Annotated in this window: 16 protein-coding genes and 2 pseudogenes; 12 read left to right on the top strand and 6 right to left on the bottom strand. The window is 40.4% G+C overall.

Annotation, left to right across the window (positions count from 1 at the left end):
- Positions 1-348 precede the first annotated feature (348 nt).
- The 5 genes from V7K60_RS31955 to V7K60_RS31975 all read left to right on the top strand — a co-directional run bounded on the left by V7K60_RS31955 (position 349) and on the right by V7K60_RS31975 (position 5,938).
- Complete coding sequence (locus tag V7K60_RS31955; protein WP_334931807.1) at positions 349-2,061, top strand: ankyrin repeat domain-containing protein; 1,713 nt, start codon at positions 349-351, stop codon at positions 2,059-2,061.
- 290 nt (positions 2,062-2,351) lie between these two features.
- Positions 2,352-4,058 (top strand): dihydroxy-acid dehydratase, encoded by a 1,707-nt coding sequence (gene ilvD / locus V7K60_RS31960; RefSeq protein WP_334931809.1) that lies wholly within the window; start codon positions 2,352-2,354, stop codon positions 4,056-4,058.
- Between the two features lie 48 nt (positions 4,059-4,106).
- Positions 4,107-4,265 carry a hypothetical protein gene (locus tag V7K60_RS31965; protein WP_334931811.1) on the top strand — a complete coding sequence of 53 codons (159 nt, stop codon included), beginning with the start codon at positions 4,107-4,109 and terminating at the stop codon, positions 4,263-4,265.
- A gap of 33 nt (positions 4,266-4,298) precedes the next feature.
- Entirely contained in the window at positions 4,299-4,691 is a 393-nt protein-coding gene (locus V7K60_RS31970) for a hypothetical protein (RefSeq protein ID WP_334931813.1), read from the top strand.
- A gap of 233 nt (positions 4,692-4,924) precedes the next feature.
- Positions 4,925-5,938: an alpha/beta hydrolase gene (locus V7K60_RS31975; protein ID WP_334931815.1), complete on the top strand. Its 1,014-nt coding sequence runs from the start codon at positions 4,925-4,927 to the stop codon at positions 5,936-5,938.
- Positions 5,939-6,754: 816 nt separating this feature from the next.
- On the opposite strand, the gene V7K60_RS31980 is transcribed toward V7K60_RS31975, so the two are convergent.
- The gene (locus tag V7K60_RS31980; protein ID WP_334931817.1) at positions 6,755-8,404 is read right to left on the bottom strand and encodes a Ppx/GppA phosphatase family protein; all 1,650 of its coding nucleotides are present in this window, start codon (positions 8,402-8,404) and stop codon (positions 6,755-6,757) included.
- A 349-nt stretch (positions 8,405-8,753) separates the two neighbouring features.
- Between V7K60_RS31980 and V7K60_RS31985 the strand changes: the two genes are divergently transcribed.
- The 6 genes and pseudogenes from V7K60_RS31985 (at position 8,754) to V7K60_RS32010 (ending at position 14,672) form a co-directional block, all read left to right on the top strand.
- Positions 8,754-9,635, top strand: coding sequence for a 4-hydroxybenzoate solanesyltransferase (locus tag V7K60_RS31985; protein WP_334931818.1), 882 nt, complete (start codon positions 8,754-8,756; stop codon positions 9,633-9,635).
- Positions 9,636-9,801: 166 nt separating this feature from the next.
- Complete coding sequence (locus V7K60_RS31990; protein ID WP_334931820.1) at positions 9,802-11,556, top strand: asparagine synthetase B family protein; 1,755 nt, start codon at positions 9,802-9,804, stop codon at positions 11,554-11,556.
- 523 nt (positions 11,557-12,079) lie between these two features.
- Entirely contained in the window at positions 12,080-12,739 is a 660-nt protein-coding gene (locus tag V7K60_RS31995) for a hypothetical protein (RefSeq protein WP_334931822.1), read from the top strand.
- Positions 12,740-12,770: 31 nt separating this feature from the next.
- A pseudogene (locus tag V7K60_RS32000) lies at positions 12,771-12,902 on the top strand (IS630 family transposase); the annotation flags it as partial.
- A 323-nt stretch (positions 12,903-13,225) separates the two neighbouring features.
- Entirely contained in the window at positions 13,226-13,882 is a 657-nt protein-coding gene (locus V7K60_RS32005; RefSeq protein ID WP_334931824.1) for a pentapeptide repeat-containing protein, read from the top strand.
- A gap of 394 nt (positions 13,883-14,276) precedes the next feature.
- Positions 14,277-14,672, top strand: a pseudogene (locus tag V7K60_RS32010) (hypothetical protein).
- Positions 14,673-14,764: 92 nt separating this feature from the next.
- On the opposite strand, the gene V7K60_RS32015 reads toward V7K60_RS32010, so the two are convergent.
- The 3 genes from V7K60_RS32015 to fraC form a co-directional block, all read right to left on the bottom strand.
- The gene (locus V7K60_RS32015; RefSeq protein WP_334931826.1) at positions 14,765-15,544 is read right to left on the bottom strand and encodes an ABC transporter permease; all 780 of its coding nucleotides are present in this window, start codon (positions 15,542-15,544) and stop codon (positions 14,765-14,767) included.
- 92 nt (positions 15,545-15,636) lie between these two features.
- Positions 15,637-16,644 (bottom strand): septal junction protein FraD, encoded by a 1,008-nt coding sequence (gene fraD, locus V7K60_RS32020; RefSeq protein ID WP_334931828.1) that lies wholly within the window; start codon positions 16,642-16,644, stop codon positions 15,637-15,639.
- Positions 16,645-16,704: 60 nt separating this feature from the next.
- A complete protein-coding gene (fraC, locus tag V7K60_RS32025) occupies positions 16,705-17,244 on the bottom strand; it encodes a filament integrity protein FraC (RefSeq protein WP_334931830.1) in 540 nt (179 codons plus the stop codon).
- Positions 17,245-17,482: 238 nt separating this feature from the next.
- Between fraC and V7K60_RS32030 the strand changes: the two genes are divergently transcribed.
- On the top strand, positions 17,483-18,619 hold the full coding sequence (locus V7K60_RS32030; protein WP_334931832.1) for a cob(I)yrinic acid a,c-diamide adenosyltransferase: 1,137 nt from the start codon (positions 17,483-17,485) through the stop codon (positions 18,617-18,619).
- Between the two features lie 96 nt (positions 18,620-18,715).
- Here the strand turns inward: V7K60_RS32030 and V7K60_RS32035 are convergent, their stop codons facing one another.
- Both V7K60_RS32035 and V7K60_RS32040 read right to left on the bottom strand, forming a co-directional pair.
- Positions 18,716-19,684 (bottom strand): PleD family two-component system response regulator, encoded by a 969-nt coding sequence (locus tag V7K60_RS32035; RefSeq protein WP_334931834.1) that lies wholly within the window; start codon positions 19,682-19,684, stop codon positions 18,716-18,718.
- Complete coding sequence (locus tag V7K60_RS32040; protein WP_334931835.1) at positions 19,681-24,066, bottom strand: PAS domain-containing hybrid sensor histidine kinase/response regulator; 4,386 nt, start codon at positions 24,064-24,066, stop codon at positions 19,681-19,683. Before V7K60_RS32040 ends, V7K60_RS32035 begins: the two co-directional genes overlap by 4 nt.
- Positions 24,067-24,708: the final 642 nt, after the last annotated feature.

The following is a 24,708-nucleotide window of genomic DNA, read 5'->3' on the forward strand; positions in this document are numbered from 1 at the left end:
ATTTAAGCAAGAGCCTTTTTGGACGTTCACTCTCAGTAATATATATGTACTGTTAAATGGCGATCGCTGTGCCAGTTGCGTAAGTCCTGTTAAAAAATTAGTTAAGATAAAATTTAAATTATTAGACCTCTTGCATAAATCACAAAATTAAGGGGTAGGTGTTAGGTAATACGGTTCAGTTAAGGTTTTTTGATCAAAATTCTAGATCATAAAGACGCGATAAATCGCCGTCTCTACAAAAGACTGATTATTGTGGAGACGGCGATTCATCAGGTCTCTTACCTCAACCGAACTTTTGCAAGATATCTAACGCCGATAATTTATATCAGAAGTTAACTCAGAAAATTTATGCAAAAAATTCATATTTATGTACAGCAGGGCAATATGGCTGGAGTCGCACGTAAACTAGCCAATGGTGTTGATATTGATTGCATAGAAAAGCATTCCTTGCAAACACCATTAATGTGTGCAGTTAGTAGCTCTACAGTAGACGTGGATATGATTCACTTCCTCTTGAAACATGGCGCGAATGTGAATGCTGTTGTCAAGCAAAACACCGTACTTGGGTTGGCTGTGCAGTCAGGAAATCTGGATAAAATTCAATTGATTCTAGATGCTGGAGCAGATATTAATTATCAAAGCCCAGACGGATATGATGTCTTAATCAATGCTATGCATGGTCGAAATATCTTGCAGGATCAAAACTTAATATCAACTTTAAATTTACTCATCTCTAGAGGTGCTGCTGTCAATGGCATTAGTCGCTATGGCGAATCTGCAATTAAAGTAGCTGCTCATATTGGGAGATTTGATGCTGTCAAATTATTATTGAACGCAGGTGCTAACCCAGAGCAACTGGGATGGACAGAATTAATGCATGCTATAGTTTTTGGGAGCTTAGAGCAAGTAAAGTTATTACTAGAGCAAGGAGCAGATCAAGATGTGCGCGATTGTTGGTATAGAACCCCTTGGTTATTGAGTATTCAAATGGGTGAACTACCTAAAGCCAAATTACTCCTAGCTGCGGGAGCAAATTACAACGATACGGGAAACTGCGGAAAAACGCCATTAATGTATGCGATAGAAGACAATAGGCTAGAAATCCTACAGTGGCTAATTGCAGAAAGATTGGATATTGAAGCCACTGATGATTTTGGTAACACTGCGTTAATAATCGCAGCAGAGTATGGTGCTACTGATTGTGTCAGAATTTTACTAGAAGCTGGCGCAAACCCTAGCAGAATCAATCATTGCAATGACAAAGCCATTAAGATAGTGACAAAGAAAGAAATCGTCAAAATGTTAATTGCAGCTGGTGAAGATGTGAGCGATATTAACAATGATATGCGGCGATCGCTCACCGGAATTGCCAACAGCAAATTCTTACTATCAGAACTATCACCAGAGCAATATTTTGCTGGCAAACATCCGCGCTTTGGCAAAAGCAATCCAGAATTGATGAAAATACCTTTTTGGCAGGTGATGATTTATGAGGGTTGTTCTGCTTATGACGCACAAAATACTTTTAAAGATATAGGAAATCGGCAATATAAAGTATGGTGCTATGACCGATTTGGCAGAACCATTACACAATTACCAGATGGCAGAATTGTAGAAATTGCTGGTGAGCATGAAGACTACTATGACTCTAATTTTTGTATATATAACGATGTTGTAGTTTATCAAGGTGATGGTAAATTTCAGATTTTTGGTTATCCCCAATATATTTTCCCGCCAACTGATTTTCATTCAGCTACATTAGTTGGAGAATATATATATATTATTGGCAGTTTAGGATATTGCGGTACAAGAATCTATAATGAAACCCCAGTTTATAGATTACATATCCACACATTTGAAATAGAAAAAGTAAAAACAAATGGTGAGAAGCCAGGATGGATTAGTAATCACAAAGCTTACTACAAAGAACCAGATCAAATTTATATTACTGGTGGTAAATTGTGTGTAATTGGTAATGAAGAATCAGAAGATTATATAGATAACTCTGTGGATTACGTCTTAGATTTAATCGACTTAACTTGGAGTCGCGCTACTGTTTAAATATACAGCAGATTTCAACTTCGTGAAGTGGCGCGAGTTGAGGGTTGATAATTTCTGCAGGTGAGTAATATTAACGCAGAGAGCCATTCGATTTATTGCTGAATAAAATTATACGTTTGTGTAAGTCCTGCTGAAATGTAATTCCTCAGCTACAGCAATAAAGTAGCTCAGGTGTTGTAGTCCCATCTCTTTGATACTTTATAAGTCTCAATTTTAAATAAATATATATTGGACATCTCAAAAAAGGCTACATATCATACTCGTACAGAGATTTGATTGAGGCCAGAGCAATGAGTGAAAAAACAACGTCAGAGAATTTCAGAAGTAAAGTTGTCACACAAGGGGTGCAGCGATCGCCAAATCGCGCTATGCTGCGTGCAGTAGGTTTTCAAGATGAAGACTTTAAAAAAGCAATTGTCGGTGTGGCTAATGCCTACAGCACCATCACTCCCTGTAATATGGGGATTAATCAATTAGCACTCATAGCTGAAGCTGGAATTAAACTAGCCGGGGCAATGCCGCAAATGTTCGGCACAATTACTATTAGTGATGCGATTTCGATGGGAACTGAGGGGATGAAATATTCCCTAGTTTCACGAGAAGTGATTGCTGACTCCATTGAAACCGTCTGTAATGGTCAAAGTATGGATGGTGTTATTGCCATCGGTGGCTGTGATAAAAATATGCCAGGGGCAATGATTGCAATGGCACGGATGAATATCCCGGCTATTTTTGTTTACGGTGGGACAATTAAACCCGGACACTATGAGGGCCGCGACTTGACTGTTGTGAGTTCCTTTGAGGCTGTGGGTGAATACAGTGCTGGTAAAATTGACGACACCAAACTGATGGAAGTAGAACGCCGTGCTTGTCCTGGTGCTGGTTCTTGCGGTGGGATGTTCACAGCCAATACTATGTCCTCGGCCTTTGAAGCGATGGGCATGAGTTTACCCTATTCTTCTACAATGGCGGCAGAAGATGATGAAAAAGCTGATAGCACCGAAGAATCAGCCAAGGTATTAGTAGAAGCAATTCGCAATCAACTGTTACCCCGGCACATTATCACGCGCAAATCTATAGAAAATGCTATTTCTATAATTATGGCTGTGGGTGGTTCAACTAACGCTGTGTTACATTTTCTGGCGATCGCTCGTGCGGCTGGTGTAAAACTTAATCTAGATGATTTTGAAACTATCCGTGGTCGTGTCCCGGTTTTATGTGATTTAAAACCCAGTGGTAGATATGTTGCTACAGACTTACATCAAGCTGGTGGTATTCCCCAAGTGATGAAAATGCTATTGGTACATGGATTACTCCACGGTAACTGTATCACCATCACAGGTAAAACCATCGCTGAAATTTTAGCAGATGTCCCCGATGAACCACCAAGCAATCAAGATGTGATTCGTCCTTGGAATAACCCGATGTATGCCCAAGGTCACTTAGCCATTCTGAAAGGGAATCTCGCTACAGAGGGAGCAGTAGCAAAAATTACCGGGATAAAATATCCTAGCATTACCGGTTCTGCAAGGGTTTTTGATTCCGAGGAAGAATGCTTAGATGCCATCCTTGCAGGTAAGATTAAAGGCGGTGATGTGATTGTCATCCGTTATGAAGGCCCGATTGGCGGCCCTGGGATGCGGGAAATGTTAGCACCCACCTCAGCAATTATTGGTGCAGGTTTAGGTGATGCAGTCGGGTTAATTACTGATGGACGCTTTTCAGGCGGTACTTACGGGATGGTAGTCGGACACGTTGCTCCCGAAGCCGCCGTTGGTGGTGCGATCGCTCTGGTCGAAGAAGGTGATAGCATCACTATTAATGCTAATTCTCGCTTGTTACAAATCAACATTTCTGATGCAGAATTAGCCAGTCGCCGCGCCAAATGGCAACCCCGTCCACCCCGTTATACAAAAGGCATCTTAGCAAAATATGCCAAGTTAGTTTCCTCTAGTAGTGTTGGTGCTGTCACAGACTTGGATTTATTTCATGTGTAGGGAGTAAGGGTAGAGACGCGAGATTATATCGCGTCTCTCTACAAGAGTATGAAAGACGACTTTCTGGCATTGGCTGTGAAATTTATTTCATCTTTTAGCGATCGCTGGATGTCAAAATCGGAAATGTATGCTTCTTGTTTTTTCCTGCGATCGCGACCTGTATTTACTTATCTTCATATAGTCTGCTTCTTTAGTATTTTAAAGTAGAAAGTAGTTGATTGAAAGTGTTTGTTACTACCAATGAAAGTTTTAGGGTTAATCTTGCCAGTCCTGTTGCTGCTATGCAGTCCTGCTATGGCAGTTGAGCTTAAAGGACAAAATATTGATGGTCAAAAGCTGCCTGCTAGAGCTTATTACTATGCAACTGGTGGAGTCTACAAAGTTCAGGTGCGCTTTCACAACAAACGAGCCACAATTTACTTTGAGGATGGAAACCAAACAACTATACAGTTGAACCAGCAAGCGATCGCTGACTCAAAGAATATTGAAGGTTTTGGAAAACTAGGACAATATCCTCTAAATAGAACATTCAGTGTTGGGTTGGTGTATGACAATAATTGGCTCGGTAGCAATGATAGTCAATTCCAACTGTCTAATCCGCTAGATGGGTTGTGGAAAATTAGTTTGGAGTGAATACTCATCAGACTTTAAAAAGGTTTCTCACTTCTGACAGGGTAACTCAACAATATATCCTTTGCTAGTTTCGGAGTAACTACTTAATTAATCAAGTAACATATATAAGACTTATATTTAATTTTTGAATAACTAAGCGGCTTAAAAGCTTGCCAGGCAAAGATTTCCTTTTCACAATCTGAGTAAAATTCAAGTATAATTACTAGATATATATGAACATAATAATTACATAAATGAAAGTTGGTATTCAAAATACAGTAGAAATTCTAGAGCAAGTTCACCAATTAGAGTCCACATTAGGTCTTAAAAATGAAGCCTGCCGTTCTAAATTTTTGATTCATCCTTACTTCACTTCAAAAGTTTTTTTGTTTTTGCATGGTTTTACAGCAGGCCCTTACCAGTTCGAGCCGCTTGGTAAAGCCTTCTTTAACACGGGATATAACGTTTTGATTCCTTTACAACCCGGTCATGGACGCTCAGGTGACTGGAAGTCTCAAAATCCTCCACCCCTGCCAACAGATATTGAGATTTATCAAAAATTTGTAATCAAATGGTTAGAGATTGCAAAAACGCTAGGGCAACAAGTTGTAATTGGTGGATTATCAACAGGTGGAACTTTAGCTGCTTGGCTAGCTTTAGAGCATCCTCAAGAGATTGACCGCACCTTATTGTTCACGCCTTTTTTAGGTAGCCGCTACTTAATATTCGATCAACTTATCAAAATTCTGCCAATTTACTTTGAATGGTTCAACAAAGATGCACCCGGCAATTTTGGTTATAAAGGTTTTCGTCTCAAGGCCTTACGGATATTTCTGGAATTGGGATATCAGGTTTTAGACAAGGCTCAAGGCTGTGTTTCTGCCCCAATTTTAATGGTATGTAGTGAAGCAGATAGTGTTGTTAGTCGCTCTAAACAGCAAGATTTTTTCCGAAGAGTACTTAGGCAGCAACCAAAATCCTGGTATTACTGTTTCGATGATTCGCTTCACATTGAACATCGAATGATGACAAAATTGGAAGACAATGATTATGAGGAACTGGTAATTACCCTTAGTAAAGCATTTGTTGAGAGTGATTTAACTTGGGTAGAGTTTGAGCAAATGGCAAAGCGGATAGCGCAGGGGCAAGCTCATGACCAAATCATGCAAGAACTCAACTTTGATGAACAAGTTTTTCCACAGCTATCTGCAATGATGACTCAAGGTTTTGGCTGTGAACATCTTAAATGTATTAATCCAGATTCCTAATGAGCATCGTAATTTTGCAAAAAATCGTTTTTTATGTAAAACATGATACTTGTCTTCAAATTATTAAAAAAGGAAAAAACTCTTGGGGAGCGTCGGAAAGACTGCTTGCAAGTTGATGTCTGCCTTAATTACTGTAGGGTGTGTAAGACTAAATTAGTATCGTTAGAAACATTGCATTTGACTTTGACAACTACGCTCCACCCCACGTATAGGTAATGAGCCTACCGAAATTTTACCTTGAAGTCTCCAGCAACTGCGTAGGCGTAGCCCGCACTTCTCTACGAGACGCTGCGCGTAGCTTGCTTCCACGAAGTGGTACGACAAAGCTCAGTGACCATCGCAGACATCGCCATACCAATCGGTAAAAGTCAGCGCAAGTTATTTTCAGTTACTAACATCATATTTGCTTGATTAATTATTAAACTATTGAAATTTTATATAAGGATATCTAAGTTTTCCCGACTTAGATATCCACTAGCAACATAACCTACATTTAATAGATTGTTAAGCTTATTATAATTACTAATTTTTATTTTTAAATGGTGCTTGGGACAGTTATAAATTCGTCCTTAAGTTAGATGTCAAAATTAGATATATATCTTTATCTAATATAGTTTCAAATTTAATTAAAGTTTTTATGTACAAGAGAAAGTTACTTATATAATTATACCTTCCTAAATAGTCACTAAATAAAGTTGTCTGATTTTTACCTGAAGCTTTTATATTGAGCCTAACTTCTCAAGTTGAATTAGCGCTCGCAAGAATAAAACATCAGCTATATTCAGGTGCGTTACACTGGTTAACGCACCCCACTTTCTAAGACAAGTTAGCAATGCTAGACTTTTCTAAACTTGCTACTAATTTAACTCCAAACTCTTCCTCAAACACTCCTTTTTTATAATCTAAGCTCCAAAGTTCTAAAGCACAATCATCATCTGATTGAGATGGGAAAATTAGCAGGTTTACCTGCCTAAGTTGTGGATAATACTCACATTGGACTTGAGCGATCGCACCAATTTGTCGTCTATCTAATGCTACTGCCAATCTTAAAATTGCACTTAATTGACTAACAATTTGTCGCTGTTGTTTAGTTAGCAAACTCTGGTAGTTTTCATGTTTTTTCTTGGGCGGCGATTTGCGATGATAACGTGCTATATTGGCAATAATTTCAATCTCAGTTTCTGTATAACCGAGTAATTCTCCATTGCGAATTAAATAGTAAGAGTGCTTGTGGTGAGACGAATGGCTAATATAATGACCGCAATTGTGTAATATGGCCGCTGCCCACAGCATTTGTCGCTCGTCAGTTCCCCAGTGATGTAACGTACCTTGAGTTTGGTCAAATAAACTCTCGGCAAACTTTGCCACGCGATCGCTGTATTCTAAGTTGATGTGGTATTTATCCGCCAGTTTGAGAATATTTCGTTCCCGAATTGAACTTTGGTAGCGTAGCTTATCTTCAATTAAACCGTGGGTTAACATCCAGTCTACGATTACGCCTTCTCTGAGAGAACGCTCACAAACTGTAACCGATTCACTACCCAAAAGGGTCATTGCTTCCTGTAATATGACTGCACCAGCGAGGATAACTTCAGGGCGCTTCTCTGGCATACCAGGAATCTCAGCCCTTTCGGAATTACTCAGTTTCCGCAAGCGATTTACCAACTCTTGCAAGTCTTTAAAACTAAATTGGTAGCCATTGAGAGTAGAAGGAATAGCACCTGACTTTTCCCGTGCATGAATCATCGCCAGGGTTTCAATTGTACCCGCCGTACCCACCAAACGCGGAGATTCCCCAAGCTCTAGATTTGCTAAGATTTCTTCTACAGAACGTTCCAACATCCCACGTGCAAAAGCTTGTAGATACTGAAACTCAGTGTTGCTAATCGGGTCAGTAGTGATTAATTCGCTAGTAAGTCGCACTGCACCAACTTTCGTACTGGTGAGAATGCGGGCTTGGTGACTATCGCCTAAAATCAATTCTGTGGAACCACCGCCAATATCAATAATAGTATGAGGCTGGTTGTTAAATTCCATGCCCGACAGCACGCCAAGATAGATTCGCCGCGCTTCTTCTTGACCAGAAATCAAGTTAACGCTTAAACCCAACTCCGTTTCTATTGTGTGCAAAAAATCTTTACCATTGGGGGCTTCTCGCACAGCACTAGTTGCCACAGCGATGATTGTTTCAGCGTTGATAGTTTTGGCAACTTCTTGGAAGCGTCCACAAGCCGCGATCGCCTTTTTAATTATCTCTGGTTTGAGTTCTCCAGTGGTAAGATTGCGATCGCCAAGCCTCACAGTTTCCTTTTCTCTAGCAATAATGCTGAAAGCTGGTAGTGTGGGGTCAATCTTGACTACTACCATGTGTAGAGAATTTGTTCCCAGGTCAATGGCAGCAATAATCCGATGTTGCTTAGATGGTTGAGTTGGAACACTCTCCCAGCTAGAAACTAAATTCAGCATCTAGTTTTCTCTCTTTATTAAGAAATGATGGCAAACGGTAATACGTTGGGGTAGCTAGCACTGATATTTACGACAACACACTTGCTCAGACTGAGTGCTGTTAGCGGTAGCAGGGCGTTGAGCCAGTGCTGAATATTGAGTAAATTAAAAAATACTCAGCATTCGCAACTCAGCTTGGTCGAGGGTAACTGAGCTATGTATATTCACCCTACTATTTATAACCGCAGTGACTATTTAAAGATATTTAAAGTTGCCACTTTCGCTTATGTTTTTACAAATAACAAATAACGTTATTCTATAGATGTAAAGAAGTGTGAATTCATCTATCTAAAGTTATTTGTTGATTTCTATGTTAACAACGCCAGAACGCCCCCAATCACCAATTTGGCTTGTAATTATCCGGCTTTTGCGCTGGCATAAACCAGAAGGGCGGTTAATTTTAATGATTCCTGCCCTTTGGGCTGTGTTTTTGGCAGCTTCAGGAAAACCGCCTTTACCTCTAGTTGGTGTGATTATACTGGGTACTCTGGCCACGAGTGCGACTGGGTGTGTTGTCAATGATTTGTGGGATCGGAATATCGATCCAGAAGTAGAGAGAACACGCGATCGCCCCCTCGCTTCTCGCGCCTTATCTGTGAAAGTTGGGATTGTAGTCGCGATGGTATCGTTAACTTGTGCAGCTGTTCTTGCTTTTTATCTTAACCCCCTGAGCTTCTGGTTATGCGTAGCAGCAGTACCTGTAATTCTGCTTTATCCAGGTGCAAAGCGGGTGTTTCCTGTACCGCAACTGGTGCTTTCCATCGCTTGGGGTTTTGGGGTATTGATTAGCTGGAGTGCAGTAACACAAACCATTTCCCAAGCAACTTGGTTACTTTGGGGTGCGACTGTACTGTGGACATTGGGATTTGATACAGTTTACGCCATGAGCGACAAAGAAGACGATCGCCGCATTGGTGTTAATTCTAGCGCCCTATTTTTTGGTAATTACGCCCCTATAGCCATTGGAATTTTCTTTGCTGGCACAATCTTGTTATTGTCTTGGTTAGGCGTAGTTATACATCTGCACTTAGCCTTTTGGATTAGCCTTGCAGTTGCTACTATCGGATGGGCTTGGCAGTCTCTGCGATTAAGAGAGCGATATTTACCTAATTCTGCTTATGGTAAGATGTTCCAGCAAAATGTGTGGATTGGTTTTATTTTACTTGCTGGGATGATTGCTGGATCTTTATAAGCAGGCAGGCATTGGTATTAACTTAACGTGAAACCCGTTTGCTGAGAACGTTTTGCACTCACCCCTAGCCCCTCTTCTCAGGGGAGAGGGGAGCCAGAGATTTAATTCCCCTTCTCCCTTGGGAGAAGGGGTTGGGGGATGAGGGCGTGAGGGTTGAAAATTTCCTATGCTATTTGATGCGTTTAAAAATCGTAAATCTCCTAAAATCGAATTCATCAAGACTAACCCAACCTGGCGCGTAGCGTGGGGAAACATTAATCCAAATTATGAAGATATAGCTTGGCAAGATGAAAAAATTTCTGTAATTTTACCACACACAACTTCGGAATTTCCGACGGAGAAATTAGCAATCAGTTCTAGAGGACGATTTGTTGTTGTTGGTGATGTTTGGTTAACTAACCGAGTGCAATTACTGCAAAAGTTGGGAATTGAACCTGATAGCTTTCAAGGAAGTTCTCTGCAACTAGTGGCCAATCTTTGGGAACGATGGGGTAATGAAAGTCTTAGCCAACTTGTGGGAATGTTTGCACTAGTGGTTTGGGATAGAGAGAAACAGGTGTTGAGATTGATTCGCGATCGCATCGGTGTTTGTACTCTCTATTACACTACCAATGGTTCAGCTCGTTGGATTGCGCCTCAACTGAGAACTTTAGCACCCCACCGTTCATCTGATTTAGATTTGGTGGCGTTGCGAGATTATCTTTGTTGTGCTTTTGTTCCTGGAGAACGAACCCTTTGGGAACAGGTGCGGGAACTGCGACCTGGAACCGTTTTAGAATTTCCCGACCAGAAAGTTGCAGCTTATTGGCAGCTTCAAGAACAGATTACAGCAATCGATCAACCTCTAGCATGGCATGGCGATCGCTTGCGAGAACTTCTAGACCAAGTTGTTCAAGAATATTTACCACCAGCAAATGAACCCGTTGGCGTTTTTCTTTCTGGTGGTTTGGATTCTAGCAGTATCACTGCTTTAGTAGCAAAATTCCACAAAGCACCAGTCCACACCTTCTCGATTCATTTTGGTTCAGAATGTCCCAATGAGTTAGAATTTTCCAGTCTGGTTGCATCCCATTGTCAAACGCAGCACCACATTTTAGAAATTACTTTTAAGGATATGTGGTCACACCTGCCGGAAACAATGGCTTATTTAGATGACCCCATCGGCGACCCACTGACTGTTCCCAACCTGTTGCTGGGACGACTGGCGAGAGAAAGCGTAGAAGTAGTTTTAAATGGTGAAGGTGGCGACCCCTGTTTTGGCGGGCCAAAAAATCAGCCGATGCTAATTAATAGTTTATATGGCTCTGTCACCAATCAGGATGCATTGCAAGCTTATTTAATTTCCTTTCAAAAGTGTGCTGTAGACTTACCACAACTTTTAAAACCAGAAGTTTGGACAGCAGTACAAACAGCGCCTTGGATTTTTGCAGAAGATTTATATTCCCAAGCTAGCTATCTGAATCGTTTGATGGCAATGAATATCAAATTTAAAGGCGCTGACCAAATTTTGACGAAAGTCAGTAACTTGACTCAAGCTGCTCTTTTGCAAGGTCGTTCTCCTTTATTTGACCAACGAATAGTAGACTTAAGCATGGAGATACCTCCAGAGTATAAGCTTTCTGGAGTGGAAGAAAAAGCAGTTTTAAAGCAAGCTATCGCAAATATTTTACCAGACACAATTATTCATCGTCCCAAAAGTGGCATGATGGTACCGGTGCAGTTAGGATTTCGAAAATATTGGCAGCAAGAAGCCAGAGATTTATTGCTCAATCGAAATGCATGTATCACTCCTTACTTAAACCAGTTGCCAATTCGTAATTGGTTAAACTATCAAGGAGATACTTGGAGTCGTTATGGAGTCAAGCTGTGGTTGCTTGCTAGTTTAGAAATTTGGTTACAAGTAAATCAAAAATCGCAGTAGTGAAAGCAACAAAAGGATAGGTCATGACTAAGTTGGGTTATGCCTTCGCTATCAGTGCTGGGTAATAAAGAACAATGATAAACCAGCATCTAGAAATGGCAATACCTTCTCTGCGTTCGCGCAGTGTGTCGTAGACAGACGCTACGCGTAGCTTGCTTCCCCAAAGGGGTACGGTGAGCTTCTCTTCAAGACTAGTTTAATCGTTTGCGCACATTTCTCCTAGATGCTGTCGGCAGATCCCGCATTTATCTATAATTTTGCAGAATATGAATTTAAAATATTCTAAATATTTAGAATGTTTACTCCTCCAAAGGATGATGGTTTAGCAGCTTTGATATATCTTAATATGCAAGATTGAGATCAATCTCGTAGTGTGAGCAAGTAATAGAGTATGAACAGCATGAACTTTCAGCAATTTGCAAAACAAGGCTACTTTATCCTCAGACAGAACTATCTTGAAGCAACTTTGGAATCCACTGAACTGGAGAGGTTTCACCAAAATATAGTTTTTTTCCACAAAGCAATGAGAAAGTTTTTTGAGCAACCAATCCAAGAAAGACTTTTGTTTAAATCTGATCAACCTAAAGATTTAAGAGTATCGGGATATCGTTGTGGTTATTGGCCTAAAAGCGTATATCAGGATAAATATGAAGGCAAAAAGTTTCCACTTGAATATTATCACTCCCGAAATTTTTGTGACAGTGAACGCGATAACTTCTTGATTCCTGAAAATGGATTAGAGCCTAGCTGGAAAGATAACGTTGATCAATTGCCTCATGCACAAGGCTATGAAATAGCTGGGTTTATAGATCGCCATATCCTTAAACCACTTCTAAAAAACTTAATTATCTATTTACAATCTAACTTGCTGCCATCCCTTATTCTTCAGGTTGGATCTACATATTATCGAGATCAGGTGGTGCTAAGTATGCATCGGGACAAAGGCTTTCTTCAAATTATTGTTGGGCCTGCATCGGGGCTAAGAATTCAACCTAGCAATAGTGCTAACCCTCAACCATTAACTCTTGATATTGGAGAAATACTCATTTATACAGGCTTTCAGTTTCAGGAGTATTTTGGGGAAGTTCCTGCTCTAGCCTTGGTTGAACCCCTTTTACATGAAGTTATAGCTAGTGAAGACAAAAGAATGAGTATTGTAGCTGCGGCCTTTTTGAAGATATGAACTCACTATCCCCATGCTAAGATAGCAATAAATTCGACGTTTTTGTGCTTTAATTTCAACATTCCGCCATCTAAAATGGATGTTTGAATGGTTTATCCGAAACACTACGTTTGATTTTCAGTTTCTTCAGATGTACGGAGTTTTTTCAGAAATCAAATACTAGTCCTATAAGTGAAAGGAAGTACTCAGTACTGAGGGAAATTTTGAATCTTACCTCATCCCCTGGCTTTTCATAAAAAGCTGTAGGGAAATCGAAGTCATTAGTACCAATGACAAATGACTCTGATTATATGAATATTTGCTGACTTATGTCAGCATTTTTTGTTTTAAAAACTACTGAAAAAACGAATTTTCAAGTGATTGCCGATTTTTTGTTAATTTATTTTTGATTATTTACCGAGCTAATCTCCGTTTGCGGTGTACTCTCAATATACGGTAACTACCACACTCAACCTTTGAGATCAATTACACCCAGAGGTGAATACCATGAAAAATTATGCTCAACAGCAGGAATTTATTTTAAGTCAAATCACAAATAAATATTTTCAGCGTCGGGATTTCAGTGGATGTGACTTGAGAGGAATCGACCTGAAAGGAATCGATTTAAGTGGTATTAATTTAATTGGAGCAGATTTGCGTGATGCAAATTTGTCTGGTTGTGTTCTGACTCGTGCTAATTTAAGTGGCGCAAATTTGATGCAAGCTAGCTTACGTGAAGCTAATTTGTATGAAGCATCTTTATGTGAAGCCAATTTGACTAATGCTGATTTAACAAGAGCAAATTTGTGTGGAACATTCTTATGGCGAGTGAAATTCATAGGTAGTAATCTTTGGGGTGCTTCTTTATGTGATGTGGATTTGAGAGAAGCAGACTTAAGTGAAGCCAAATTAATTGAAGCATCACTGATTGAAGCTAACTTAAGTTTTGCAAATCTCACAGGAGCAAAGCTATGTGGAGCAAAATTACTAGAAGCGAATTTGACTGAGGCTAACTTAACTAGTGCAGACTTGACATGGGCAAATTTAACTAAAGCAAACTTGAGTAAGGCAAACCTTTGGAAGACAAATTTTATTTATGCGAAGTTGCGAGATACTATTATGCCTGATGGCACAATTGAGCAACCTCAGATAGTTATTTATTAGCTAAAAGTAGCTCTGCCAAAGTGAGATAATCTTGTGATTTCGTTCCCATGCACAGCATGGAAACGAGATGCAGTATATTCAGAAATCAGAATAAGTAACGCAGTGTGCAACTTTCTCTCAAACCTAACCCCCAGCCCCTTCCCTACTAGCGTTGGGGAGCAAGACTTAAAGCCTCTCCCTGCTTCGGGGAGAGGAATGGAAATGGGGTTTTAAGAATAAGTCGCACATCGCGCTAAGTAAACTTGAAACCCAATACTTCTCCGGTTTTGGGGAAAAGGGGAAGACAAAACCTTTAACCTTTTCGCTTTTCCTAAAACTCAATTCTGAATTAAAAATGCACAAAGCGAGTTAATAGGACATGGTAACTGTATAAATGTTACAAATAACTAAATTTATGTCTTTAAGAAAACGTACATCCCGCGTTCTAGAAAATGATGAGTTAAGATTTGCTGGACTCAAAGCAATTGATGCCAATCTGGATCTTGGAGAGACTTGTAATTTAAAAATACTCACAGAAATAATTGAGTAATTACGCAGCAAGTTAGAAGCTCATAATACTGCTCTCAGCACGATTGACTCTTCCAAAGTAGAAATTGAAGAGTTAGAACAAACCTTGGGTAATTTATCAGAAAAAATGCTAATGAGAATTGGTTTTAAATACGGCAAAGATAGCCGTGAATATGAGATGGCTGGTGGAGTTCGCAAAAGTGAACGTATCCGTAAAAGTAGAGCGACTCGCTTGAAAACTATTGCACAAAAAGTATCTAGCCAAGCCACTCAACTTTTATAGATGTGTAGGCAATAGAGTTCGAATAAGCAGGCGAGGAAAAAAAGTTATTAACTAGTAATTATTTCTCCCCTGCTTGCCTCAACATTCAATGCCTAAAATTCGCGTTGTGAAAAGATAAAAATAGCGATCGCTAACAACATGGCACTATAAAGTAAGCCATAACCAGCATTCATAATCAGTGCAGTGGTGTCAGGTAGTGCTTGCAAACCATAAACGGCATCATTTTTCAAATCTAATCGAGATAAATCTGGCAAGAAAAGAAACAAAGCTTGAGTTAGACGTTCCATACCAGGGTTACGGCTAAGACGACCAAGTTGTACTAAATCTTGAGTAATATTTCCGATTAAATATACCGCAAAGGTTAAAACAGTCGCTAGCAGAGAAGCAGTAAAAACACCAAAGGTAATAGCCACAGCAGTAATTAATGACAACTGCAAAAATAAGAAAATTGCAGCAATTAGAATGCTGGCTGTAGAATGAGGAATATTACCAATTTGCAGAAATATCAGATAAATTGCTGTCATTGTGGCGACAAGCACAGCTAGAACTGCGGATAAACCCAAGTATTTGCCAACGATAATTTCACTGCGACTAACAGGTTTAGCAATTAATACTAAAACAGTGCGTTTTTCAATTTCTTTATTAATTAGTCCCGTACCAATAAATATCGTAATAATTAACCCGATGGTATTCATCGCTGCCATCCCAAAGTCTAAAAACATTTTATCTTCAGCCGTAGCTGCAAATTCAGGAAGGACGCGGAAGGCAGTGGCGAGTATTAGCGCATAAAAACCAATAATATATAGGATGCGATCGCGTACCACTTCCTGAAACACATTCTTTGCCAATACAAAAATTCTATTAATAGTCATTTGTCATTTGTCATTTGTCATTTGTCATTGGGAGGAGACAGCAAGGGAGAGACTTATTCAAGAATTCTTCCTTGTCCTCTCTACCCTACTCTTCACTGTTGCGGAGGTGGTGAACCAGAAATTAATTTACTGGTGCGATCGCATTCAATTTCTGCAACTGTAATCTTATTCTCTGAATTATTGGCTGCTGCAACTGGTTCAATGCGACAAGATTTTTTTAAGTAATAGCCTCGTGGGTTAGAACTTGGGCCTATCCAAATACTTAATAAATCTAATATATATCCAGACTTAGTATTAGCTACACGCGGTTCAACGCGCCATAGTTCCTTCTCTTCATATTTACTCAGGTTTTTTTGAATTACTCCCCTACCCAGATTTCCTACCCGTTGTTTCGCATCTAGCAACCATTTCTCTACTTCTGACCAAGGTCTTTGGGCTATTTGTTCTACTACCATTGGTTGAAGTTTTTCTAGAATTACAACACCGTTTTGAGGAATTTTTACTTGTTCTTCTGTTCTGGGAACAAAAGTACTATGTTTAAAAGTGTCTGCCTGCAAACTGGGATATTGCCGTAACCAATTATCCATCACAAAGTGAAACTGAATCCAACAACTTAGTAGCATACTACTAGCAACTAAAATTATGATTCTTTGGCGGTCTTCTGGCTTAGGAATTCGAGCTTTTGCATCAGTATCATTTCCTTCAATAAACTCTGGTATTGCTGTAATTAGTGCTGAAATTGTCGGCCAAAAAACGATTGTTCTGGGTGTAATTACATCTTGTTGATCTCCAAATGCAAAAACACTCACTAAAAATCCAGTTATTACTGCCCCGACTGGCATAAAAGTCCCAGGAACCCTCAAAGGATCTTCAGTTGTATACCAAGCTGTACCAGCAATTAAAAATAACCAACCGAAAAAGGCAATTATATCTTTGATATAACCTGTGGCACAATATGAAAGTACCCAAGAAAAAATACTTAAATAAATAAATGTCTGCCAAGAATAAGCTTTGGGTGGAATTAATATTTTTCTAATTCCTGCATAAAGTCCTTCAGCAAATTTAAAAACCCCAAAGACATCTTTTAGTAGCGTATTCATATTCCTCCATACACCTGATTAATCAATAATTACCCTCTAAATTAAACAAGTAATTTCTTGCTATTTTGAACGAAATAATAAAATAATGGTTATTGCACTATAACTCAGAGAATTTGCTATTAGTATAGTAGTAACTAAACTAGTATTTTGGAAATTAAGGGTGGTAAAACGACGCCGTTGTAGCCGCTGAGATGTTTTCGTATCCTCTTCTTTCTTCGCAAATGATTCATTTAATGAGAATAATAAAACCCTTAAAATGAAAAACTTCATCAAAAACGTAACAAAAAAAATTATACAAGCCGTTAAAATAATTAAAGTCTGTGTATTTGCTGATTTAAAATTATTAAAAAGCATATAGTTAATTAATTCTGATTTAACCTGTATTGGCAATATTGGTTCTGATCCAAAAAATATTAACCAACCAATTACACTCGAAAACAGATTAATAGAAATTGCATAAAAAGTACTGGTTTTTTTGTCAAATTTTAGTCGAGAATGCAAAACATAAGCTTCGATGGGGATAGCAATCAGTACAAATAAAAAGTCAAACAGAAATCCACCAATGGGAAAAATCCTGGGAAGCATCCAATTGTCAGGCATAAATGGTTAAGGGTAAGGGTTAACTGTAGTGAGTATAACTGGGATAGTAAGGGTGATGGGGGAAATTATCCCATTGTTCTTGTCCTTTACTATGCGGGTGTGCCACTATTCCTCTATTGATATTGTTAATAGATCGAACTGACCTTTGTACAGAGGTGTTAGAGGGGTAGTTTCTCTATCTGAGAGTACAAGAGGTTAGGTAAGATTAAAGACTGCCATAGTTATAGCTTTTCGAGAGATGACAAGGAACGGTATTGGGATTCGGACGGCGCAAGTGCGTCAAGAACGGCTTATTGGTCAAATTCACATCTACGATGGTCTGGGTAAAGGTAAATCTCAAGCGGCTTTGGGGGTGGTTTTGCGCTCCATTGGCTTGGGAATAAATACGCCTAGCAATTCTAATCGTGTTTTACTGCTGCGATTTTTAAAAGGGCCAGAACGTGATTATGACGAAGATGGCGCGATCGCAGCTTTACAGCGCGGGTTTCCCCATTTAATTGACCAGGTTCGCACCGGGAGAGCGGAATTTTTTGGAAGTGAGGAAATTACCACCTTTGACCGAGATGAAGCGATGCGCGGTTGGGATGTCGCTAAAGGTGCGATCGCTAGTGGTTTATATTCAGTTGTCGTCTTGGATGAAATTAACCCTGTTTTGGATTTAGGTTTGCTACCAGTGGATGAAGTGGTAAAGACATTAAAATCCAAACCCCAAGAGTTGGAAATCATTGCTACCGGACGCGCCGCACCCCAAAAGTTGCTCGATATTGCAGATTTGCACTCAGAAATGAAACCTCATCACCACCCAACAGCCAAAGCCCTTTTTCTTGAAGGGATTGAAATTTATACTGGTGCTGGTAAAGGCAAGTCTACTAGTGCTTTAGGCAAAGCCTTGCAGGCCATTGGTAGGGGAATTAATCATCCAGGGTCTACCCGTGTATTGATTATGCAGTGGCTTAAAGGTGGTAGCGGCTACACAGAAGACGCAGCGATCGCCGCTTTGCAGCAGTCATATCCAGAAGTGGTGGATCATCAGCGTTGCGGTGGAGATGCGATCGTCTGGCGAAATTCTCGACAAGAATTAGATTATGTAGAAGCCGAACGTGGTTGGGAAATTGCAAAAGTTGCGATCGCCTCTGGGCTGTATAAAACTATTATTCTCGATGAACTCAATCCCACCGTTGACTTAGAACTACTCCCCGTTGAACCCATTGTCCAAGCTTTACTCCGCAAACCCCGCGATACCGAAATTATTATCACTGGTCGTTGCCAAAATCCACCTGCGTACTTCGACTTGGCTAGCGTCCACTCAGAGGTTTATTGCCACAAACACTATGCTAATCAAGGTGTAGAACTTAAACGAGGTGTAGATTTTTAAATGGGGAACTTGTACTGAGCGACTTGCCTTGAGCGAAGCCGAAAGGAGTCGAAGTATGGGGAATGGGGAATGGGCAGATAACTGAATGTTGGCACATTAGCGGGAATTTGTACTTTCGGGTAGTAGAATATTTTGCACAAAGCGATCGCGTCCTGCTGCTTTTGCTTTATACAACGCCCGATCCGCTGCGGCAATCATTTCTTCTAAGTCAGAATCTGGCTGAGGGATTTCTGTCGTAAACCCAACACTAATAGTTACATGAGAACTAACTTGGGAATTTTGATGAGGAATTGCTAGTGTTCGGACAGCATGACAAATTTCGTCGGCAACATGAGTCGCCCCCTCGGTGTCTGTGTTAGGTAAAATCACAGCAAATTCTTCCCCACCATAACGGGCAACTAAATCTCCGGGACGTTTAATCATATCTTTGATAGCTTGAGCAATTTTCTGAAGACAGCGATCGCCTACCCGATGACCATAGGTATCATTATATAATTTGAAGAAATCAACATCGCAAAGAATCAGAGAAAGCGGACGTTGCTCGCGTTTTAAGCGCTGCCACTCTTGGTAAAAATACTCTTCAAACCGTCGGCGATTAGCTACTTGAGTTAATCCATCGATAGTAACTAATCGCTGCAATTCCAGATTCACAGCTTCCAGTTTTTGCTGCAACTGAGATTGCTGAATCAAGCGTTTTAGCCGTTGTCGCAAAACTGGCCAGTGAATTGGTTTGGTAACAAAATCCATTGCTCCCACTGCAAATGCACGGTCAACTGACTCTTGATCTTCAAGTCCTGTAATCATTAAAACTGGAGTGTGCTTGTTACAATCCAGAAGCTCCAACTGAGTGCAACACTCGAATCCATCCATATCCGGCATTATGGCATCAAGGAGTACTATATCAGGGTGCAATTGGTTAAAAACATTTATTGCCTCTATGCCATTTTGAGCTTCCGCTATTTGATAACCTTCTTGCTCTAAGAAATGCCGCAGTATCAGGCGAATAAAAGGTTCATCATCAACAATTAAAACTAAAGATTGGCTTTCTTGAGCAGTGGCTTTCATGGTGCTTCCCTCACAAGTTCTTTTTCTAAGGCAGTTTTAACTTGTTCATATTCCTGATACAATAGTGAAAGTAATTCTAAATTGTTTTCTAAGTTACTGCTGCGTGCCTGTACTTCTAACACCTTGCAAAGGTGAGCTAGGGTGATCGCTCCAATAGAAGCACTGCTGGACTTTAGTTTGTGTGCTGTCTTCCATATAGTCTGGATATCCTGAGTTGCGATCGCTGTGCTGATATGTTGTATTAATCTGGCTGTCTCTGTAAGATAACACTCAATTAGTTCAGCAAATGCCACATGATCTCCTCTGAGCATATTTTGCAAGGATTGGAGGATTTTGGCATCAATTTTGGTGATTTTTAATATCTGGTTTTCCCCTGATTGTAAGATATTTGACGAAGGTTGCAATTCTAGGCGCATCACTTCCCCTTGTTGTTCGATGGAAGTGAATTCAGAATTTTTTTGGGGTGGACATTTGCTCAGTGCCTGAGCTAACTCTTGCAGTTGAATAGGTTTGCTAATGTAGTCATTCATACCAGCGGCAAGACAAACTTGGCGATCGCCCCGCATGGCATTGGCAGTTATGGCGATGATATAGGGACGAAAACCTACCCCCCATTCTTGACAGATTCTCCGAGTTGCTTCTAACCCGTCCATTTTGGGCATGTGAACATCCATCAACACTACGTCAAATCGCTGTTTTTGCAGAGCTGCGATCGCTTCTAGCCCATTGCTGACGACATCTGCGCCATAACCTATTTTCTGTAGCATCAGTAGGGCAACTTTCTGATTAACAACCGTGTCCTCTGCCAAAAGAATCCGCAGTGGCAGTCGATGTCCCAAATGCCGATCTACCAAGGGGAAATGAGAAATACTGGCTAGAATCGGCTGATTTCCCAAAACACAAGTAATAACATCGTAGAGTTGAGAGTGTTTGATGGGTTTACTCAAAGAAGCAGCAAACTGGACATCATTAAAGTCAGAAGAAGTTTCTACTTTCGCTAAAGAAGTCATAATCACCAAAGGTAGATTTTGACAATTAGATTGCTTGCGGATTTGACGAGCTAGGGTTATGCCATCCATTTCTGGCATCTGCATATCTAAAATAGCAATATCAAACTGCGTTCCCTGAGCAAGTTTAACTAAAGCTTCTTTGCCAGATTTGGCAGCATAAGTTTCCATCTTCCAAGACTCAGCTTGCAAGCTGAGAATTTGGCGATTGGTTAGATTATCATCCACAATCAATAGTCGCTTGGACGCAAGCAGCGGCGAAGTGCTTAATTCAGCTTGTTCTGATTGAGCAGCCACTTTGGTAATAATGGTGAAGTAAAATGTTGAACCTGGTGAAGAGTCAGGAGATGTTGAAGGAGGCAGGAGGCAGGAGGCAGGAGGCAGGAGGAACTTTTCAGTTGGGGATTCAACCTCGGATGATTTGGAGTCATTGAACAAGAGTTCAGTGGGGATCTTTAACCCTTGCTTACTCTGGTCATACCAGGAAACTGATAGCGCAGTGTTAGGGAGTCCACCTACTCCTTCGGAGAAGCAAGCTACGTGCAGCGTCTCATAGAGAGCGTCGGGCATTCCTTCTGCCTTCTTCGATAATAATTTTCCATTATCCCATCTAGGGCTAGGATTGCCACCAACCAACCCCTGGCTTTCTACCCAAAGAGTGCCGCCCATCATCTTACTGAGCCGCTTACTAATCGCCAATCCCAGCCCTGTGCCACCATATCGTCGAGTCATGGAGACATCAGCCTGAGTGAAAGGTTGAAATAATCGCTCTATTTTCTCTGGTGCGATGCCAATACCTGTATCTTTGATCGCAAATTGAATTTCGTAGAGAAGTTGCTCTTTTTCAACAGGTATCGGGGATTGGGAAGAAGTTTTTTTATTCAACTCAAAAGTCCCCAGTTCAACACAGAGTACTACTTCTCCGGTTTCGGTAAACTTGATAGCATTGTTGAGAAGATTCATCAAGACTTGGCGCAGACGAGTCAAATCACCGACGATCTGAATGGGAACTTGGGGCTGGATCAGATAAACTAGTTCGATATCCTTTTGGGCAGCTTTCGGAGCTAAAAAGGAAATAGCTTCCTCCACACAAGCTCTCAAATCAAAAAACTGTTCTTCTAATTCCAGTTTGCCCGACTCAATTTTGGAGAAATCTAGAATATCGTTGATGATGGTGAGTAAAGTATTTCCACTACTGTGAACTATTTCCACAAAGTCTTGCTGTTGAGGTGTGAGGTCAGTATCCAGCAGTAGACCTGTCATGGCAATAACAGCATTCATTGGAGTCCGAATTTCATGGCTCATCATCGCCAAAAACTCACTTTTTGCCCGATTTGCGGCTTCTGCTTGACGTTTTGTCTGCTCTAAGGCAAAGTTTTTCAAGGTAAGTTCTTCACGTTGGCGCGTTTCTTGTTCCAGTAAGTGAGCTTGTGCTAGAGCAATACCTAGTTGAGCCGCCACAGCTTCTAGTAATTCGATTTCGTCTTGTGTCCATTGGCGAAAATAGCTGCACTGATGTAAGCCGATCGCACCATTGGGTTCTCCTTGATAGGAAGTGCGGATTGACAGCATAGATTTCAGCCCAATTTTTCGGCAGATAGGTTCAGTCATTTGCAGTAAAGGCTCAACGTAGACATTTGGAGAAGCGATCGCACTTTCTTGGGTCATCATCTGCTCGGCATGGGGATTGTTAGTCATGGGAACTTCCAATTTCAACATGGAGCAGTAACCGGGGAGCATATTATATTCTGCTACTAAAGGAATTTGCGGTGTGGGGTTACTAATGTAAGAGTGGATCAAACAGCGATCGGCTCCAAATGCTTTTCCGATTTGGGTAGCAGCCGTCTTAAAGATTTTGCTGGTGTCAAGACTTTGACGAATTTCCTGAGTAATTTGTTCAAGTAGTAGAGTGCGATGTAATTGCCGTTGCAGTGCCTCTTTCGCTCGTTTATTTTCGGTAATGTCGTGATTGATGCCGACAGTCGCAACAGTTTCCCCCTGTTCATCCTGTAAAGCGACTACGGTTGTTTCGCAAATTCCCTCACTGCCATCTTTGCGAATAAAGTGTATTTCCCCTGACCAGCGTCCTTGCTGATTAACTATTGACAAAATGTTGGCGCTTAATGTTGCGGCTACTTCCGGCTGATGCAAAGTACTCGGATGTTTAGCCAAAATCTCGGCTTTGGTATAGCCAAACATACTTTCGGCAGCAGGATTCCAGTCAATAATACTTCCAGTTAAATCTGTAATAATTACGCCATCATGCATGTTTTCAAAGGTGAGGGCTTGCCGACGCAGACTAGCTTCGGCTTGCTTGCGTAAGCAAAGCTCGTCGTAAATATCGCTAATATCTCTCTGAATGCTAATGAAGTGGCTTAACTCACCATTGTCGTCATGAATAGGAGAAATACTCAATTCATTCCAAAACAAAGTACCATCTTTGCGATAGTTGCGGAGAACAACTTTGCAACTTGTTCCAGTTTGAATAGATGAGCGCAATTCATTAAGTGCTGGTTGCTGGGTATCTGTGCGTTGCAAAAATCGACAGTTTTGCCCAATTACATCAGTAGTACTGTAGCCTGTTATTTGCTCAAAAGCAGAGTTGACGTAAATAATGGGATTGTAGGCAAGTTTGGCATCAACAATCATAATTCCATTACTGATAGCGGCAAGTGCCCTCTCCCTAAGTCTCAAGGTTTCTTCAACCAGTTTCAAATCAGTAATGTCAAACATAAACCCCCTCAGCCCGATCGCAGTTCCGGCTTCCTCAACGACACTAACAATGTCTCGCAGCCAAACAACTCGCCCATCAGCAGCTAACATCCGGTATTCCAATTCATGATTCTCGCACCTAGCAGTTGCTTCTTGACAAATACGAACAGAATTTTCTTTGTCATCTGGATGCAGATGATTAACCCAAAAATTTTCCTCGTACCACTCTGCGATCGGATAATTTAGCAAGTCTACCGCTTGCGGCCCTACGTAAATAAATCGCCAAGTTTTCAAGTCTAATTCCCAAGGGATGACTTTGACAGTTTCTAATAGCTGTCGCAAACGATTTTTACTGCCGATCAGGGCAATTTCTACCTGTTTCTGTTCAAAAATCCTGTGAGTTAACTCCTGATTGATTACTATTATTTGTTGGTTTCTTGCATTCATTGCCAAGGCAAAATAGATTGATAATGTCAGCGTGACAACAAATAATAACCCTGCGATCAATTCTAGTTGTGTTAATAATCCCGGATTTTGGATTAAAAGTCTCTGCCAGAGTATGAATACAGAGATTGAGAATAAAATCCCTAGCAACAGGGCGAGTAATTCTCGTTGACGGAAAAATATCACATTGAACCAGTTATATCGGTGCTGTTTTATCACTTATTAACTCTCTAGCACTTTCAGGGCCTATTGCACTAAATTTTACTTTTAAGTAATCTAAAATATCAGTAGGAAGGGGGCAATTACGGAATTTATTTTTAGTTAATATATTAATATGTTTATATATTGTCAAAAAAACTTAATCATTTTTGATTATAACTACACTTCTTTTGATACCAATTATTTATGAAGACACATAGAAAGAACCCTACCGCCTGCGAGGGAGGTTGGGAGGGATCAAAATATGTGCAGCTTCACCGAGAATTAGTATGAGAACTGCATCTGTACTAATACACCGTGGCGGAAGTTTGCTTACCTTTAACAAGTTGCTTTGAGCAACTTGTCTGGTTAATTGAGATGGTAGAAGGTACTACAAACCAAAAGATCCCCGACTTCTTGAAGGAAGTTGGGGATCTAAGCCTCTCGCTGGAGAGCAAATTAAATATAGTGATTCCCGCAAATTTTAAGTAGGCTACATCCGTGATCGCAAGAAAAGGGTAATGGAGATTAAAAACCAATACAGTCCAGATCAGCCCAAAACCCAGATTGTAGAGACGCGATTTATCGCGTCTTTCAAGACCAATAACCCTTAACTCAAGCGTATTGGATTAAAAACAAGGGTTAATGCCATTCGCTTGTACT

This window comes from Nostoc sp., assembly GCF_036917555.1.
Classification (GTDB): domain Bacteria; phylum Cyanobacteriota; class Cyanobacteriia; order Cyanobacteriales; family Nostocaceae; genus Nostoc.